The following is a 3,623-nucleotide window of genomic DNA, read 5'->3' as shown; positions in this document are numbered from 1 at the left end:
CGCGGAGCCTGTCATCGGGCGGCGCTTCGCGCCGACCCGTTGGCTCGCAATGACGATGTACGACCGCTTCGAATACGAAGCAGCTCACCACCCCGTCATGCCCGGCACAAGGCCGGTCACGGTGTGAGGCGAGGGAAGTGTGCAAATTGAGAGTGGTTCATTGTTGTTTAAGAGCGATGAGCTCTCCACGGGCACTGAGTCCTCATCCTGAGGAGCCCGGCGAAGCCGGGCGTCTCGAAGGATGGGGCCGCGCGGGACTCGCAGCCCATGGTTCGAGACGGCGCTGCGCGCCTCCTCACCATGAGGTTGTGATTGGAGCATCGCTACTCCTAAACGTGCTGGCCGCCGTTGATGTGGATCTCGGCGCCGTTCACGTAGGACGAGGTCTCGGTGCACAGCACGTAGATGATCTTGGCCACTTCGTCCGGCGTGCCGAGGCGGCGCATCGGGATGTCTTCCTGGACGATCTTCTCGGTGCCGGGCGACAGGATCGAGGTGTCGATTTCGCCGGGCGCGATCGAATTGACGCGCACGCCGATCGGGCCGAAGTCCGACGCCATCTCCCGCGTCAGCGCCGCGAGCGCCGCCTTCGAGGTGGCATAGGCGGCGCCGGCGAACGGATGCACGCGCGAGCCGGCGATCGAGGTGACGTTGACCACCGAGCCCTTCGCGGCCTTGAGTTCTTCGATCAGCCCGCGCGCCATCATGATCGGCGAAAAGAAGTTGACGTGGAAGACGTGCTCCCAGGTGTCCATCTCGGTGTCGATCGAGCCGAGCCGGCGGCCACCGGCGGCCTTCGGCGAGATCGCCGCATTGTTGACCAGCGCGTGCACCAGCGCGCCGTCGAGCCGCTCGCGGATCTCGTCGATGCCGCGCAGCGTGTCGGCGCGGTCGCCGAGATTCATCTGGATGTGATCCTCGGGGCCGGCGCCCCACGGGCATTCTTCCGGAAACGGATGCCGCGAGCAGGTGATCACCCGCCAGCCGGCACTGGAAAACCGGATCGCCGTGGCGTGGCCTATGCCGCGGCTGGCGCCGGTCAAAATCATCGTCCGGCGCTGCGCATTGGTCTCGGGCGCGCGCTTCGGGGTGTCGGGACTCATGGGTAAAGCCTTGTCTTGGTCCAGGGGTGAGCCGGCGTATCGCGGCTGAATTCGATGCGATCGTGCAGGCGGAACGGGCGGTCGTGCCAGAATTCGATCCGCGACGGGGTGATGCGCCAGCCGCTCCAGCCCGGCGGGCGCGGAACCTCGCCGACGAGATGCCGCGCCGCGACCTTGGCGATCGCCTGTTCGAAGGCGAAGCGGCTCTCGAGCGGCTGCGACTGCTTGCTGGCCCAGGCGCCGATCTGCGCCTGCTTCGGCCGCGTGGCGAAATAGGCGTCGGCCTCGGCCTCGGTCACCGGGGCCACGGTGCCGCGGACGCGCACCTGCCGGCGCAGCGACTTCCAGTGGAACAGCAGCGCCGCCTTGGGATTGGCGGCGAGTTCGCGGCCCTTCTGGCTGGCGATGTGGCTGTAGAACACGAAGCCGTCGGCGTCGTAGCCCTTCATCAGCACCATCCGGACATCCGGCAGGCCGTCGGGATCGACCGTCGCCAGCGCCATCGCGTTCGGATCGTTCGGTTCGGAGGCGGTGGCTTCCGCAAGCCATTCGGCGAACAGGCCAAACGGATTCTCTGCGGCGGTGAAATCACCGGACGTTAACGCACTCTGGTGTTTGATGGAGGTATCGCTCATGCGAGGGGATCCGACTTGTGCTTCACCGCGCTCCCGACCGCGCCGGCGGCTCTGTATAGGCCAGACCTATATAGGGCACGGCGGTGCGTTGTCCTATCGACGATCGGCCGCTCCGCAGGCTTGATAGTCATTCTAATGGGGGTGGGGCTCGGCGGCTGCAGCGTCGGGGGCAAGGACGCGGCCTTTGCCCAAATGGACGCCAGCGAGTTCACCGGCTCGATCCGCGCGCTGACGCCGGCGCCAGAGGACGGCCCGAGCGAGGCGGATTTGGCGCTGGCACGCATCGCCGCGTCCGATGTGCTGACCAAAGGCGGCAAGGATTCCAGCCAGCCGTGGGAGAACCCTGCCACCGGCGCGCGTGGATCCGTCACGCCGCTCGCCGCGGCCTATACGGCCGACGGCCGGTCGTGCCGCGACTTCCTCGCCAGCTACGTCAAGGACGGGTCCGAGAGCTGGATGCAGGGTGCCGCCTGCCGATCGGCACAAGGCCATTGGGAAATCCGCTCGCTGAAACCATGGCGGCGGAGCTGATCGCGCCCGCGAAAGCGCGGCGGAAAGCGGTTGCAAAAGAGACACAAACACCCCAGATGAAACCCGACTGGGCGTTCTGCCCATGGGTTTATCCTGAGTTCTGAAGGAGACGTAACGGATGCGCGACCCCTATGAGGTCCTGGGGGTGCAGCGGGACGCCAGCGCTGCGGCGATCAAAAGCGCCTATCGCAAGCTGGCCAAGAAGCATCACCCCGACGCGAACAAGAACGACCCGAAGGCCGCCGCCCGTTTCGCCGAGGTCAACTCCGCCAACGAGATCCTCGGTGACGAGGCCAAGCGCAAACAATTCGACCGCGGCGAGATCGACGCCGAAGGCAAGCCGCGCTTCCAGGGCTTCCCTGGCGGTGGCGGCGCGCGTGGCGGTCGCGCCGGCGCTGGCGGCGGTTTCGAGCAGTATAATTTCCGCAGCGGCGGCGCCGGATTTGGCGCTGGCGGCGGCGCCGGCTTCGAAGACATTCTGAATTCGATGTTCGGCGGCGCGGCCGGCATGCGCGGCGGTGCGCGCGGCGGCGGCGCGGGTTTCGATTTCGACAGCGGCGGCTTCGCCCCCGACCTCGACCAGAGCGTGACCATGACGGTGACGCTGGAAGAGGCCGCGAAGGGCTCGGAAAAGCGCGTCCGGCTGCCGAGCGGCAAGGAGCTCAACGTCAAGATTCCGGCCGGCGTCGGCCCGGGCCAGCAGATCCGGCTGAAAGGGCAGGGCGAAAGCGCGCCCGGCCATCGCCCCGGCGACCTGTTGATCACCGTCAACTACGCGCCGCACCCGCACTTCAAGGTCGACGGCAGCGACTTGCGGCTGGAGTTGCCGATCACGCTGTACGAAGCGGTGCTCGGCGCCAAGGTGCGGGTACCGACGCTGACCGGTGCGATCGAACTGTCGATCCCGAAGAACACGTCGAGCGGCCGCATCTTCCGGCTCAAGGGCAAGGGCCTGCCGAAGAACGGCGCCGCCGGCGACCTGTTCGTCACCACCCGCATCGTGCTGCCCGACGGCCACGACGCCGACCTCGAAGCGCTGATGACCAAGTGGCGCGACAGCCACCCATACCACCCGCGCAGCGATCTGGGGTGAGCCTTTCCGTCATTGCGAGGAGCGAAGCGACGAAGCAATCCAGATCAGTGCACTGAGCTGGATTGCTTCGCTTCGCTCGCAATGACGGTTGGGCGGGTTGTCCTATCTACCCCTTCGCTTCCGCCAGAAACACATCGATCAGTGCATCAAAACGCTCGGGCTCGCATCTCGGCATAGGGCTGGCCTGAGAGATTGCGCCGCGACGAGGATCACCCTCCCCTGGAGGGGGAGGGTCGCTCGCGCAGCGAGCGGGGTGGGGTG

4 protein-coding genes are annotated in these 3,623 nt (G+C 66.8%); 2 read left to right on the top strand and 2 right to left on the bottom strand.

The window, feature by feature from the left end:
* Positions 1-329 precede the first annotated feature (329 nt).
* Positions 330-1,103, bottom strand: a complete 774-nt coding sequence (locus IP86_RS26945) for an SDR family NAD(P)-dependent oxidoreductase (protein ID WP_054165530.1) — start codon at positions 1,101-1,103, stop codon at positions 330-332.
* Entirely contained in the window at positions 1,100-1,738 is a 639-nt protein-coding gene (gene pdxH, locus IP86_RS26940) for a pyridoxamine 5'-phosphate oxidase (RefSeq protein ID WP_054165529.1), read from the bottom strand. The genes IP86_RS26945 and pdxH overlap by 4 nt, the downstream gene beginning before the upstream one ends.
* Positions 1,739-1,753: 15 nt before the next feature.
* On the opposite strand from pdxH, the gene IP86_RS26935 reads away from it, so the two are divergent.
* Complete coding sequence (locus tag IP86_RS26935) at positions 1,754-2,269, top strand: RT0821/Lpp0805 family surface protein (RefSeq protein ID WP_245290749.1); 516 nt, start codon at positions 1,754-1,756, stop codon at positions 2,267-2,269.
* 118 nt (positions 2,270-2,387) lie between these two features.
* Positions 2,388-3,362, top strand: coding sequence for a DnaJ C-terminal domain-containing protein (locus tag IP86_RS26930; RefSeq protein ID WP_054165527.1), 975 nt, complete (start codon positions 2,388-2,390; stop codon positions 3,360-3,362).
* The last annotated feature ends 261 nt before the right edge of the window (positions 3,363-3,623 follow it).

It is taken from the genome of Rhodopseudomonas sp. AAP120, assembly GCF_001295845.1.
In the GTDB taxonomy this organism is placed as follows: Bacteria; Pseudomonadota; Alphaproteobacteria; order Rhizobiales; family Xanthobacteraceae; genus Rhodopseudomonas.
Note: the sequence above shows the minus strand (reverse complement) of the source record. Positions and strands in the feature narration are given on the sequence as shown.

Coding starts and splice junctions, on each gene's coding strand:
- IP86_RS26930 (WP_054165527.1), top strand. CDS start 2,388: ATGCGCGACCCCTATGAGGTCCTGGGGGTGCAGCGGGACGCCAGCGCT.
- pdxH (WP_054165529.1), bottom strand. CDS start 1,738: ATGAGCGATACCTCCATCAAACACCAGAGTGCGTTAACGTCCGGTGAT.
- IP86_RS26945 (WP_054165530.1), bottom strand. CDS start 1,103: ATGAGTCCCGACACCCCGAAGCGCGCGCCCGAGACCAATGCGCAGCGC.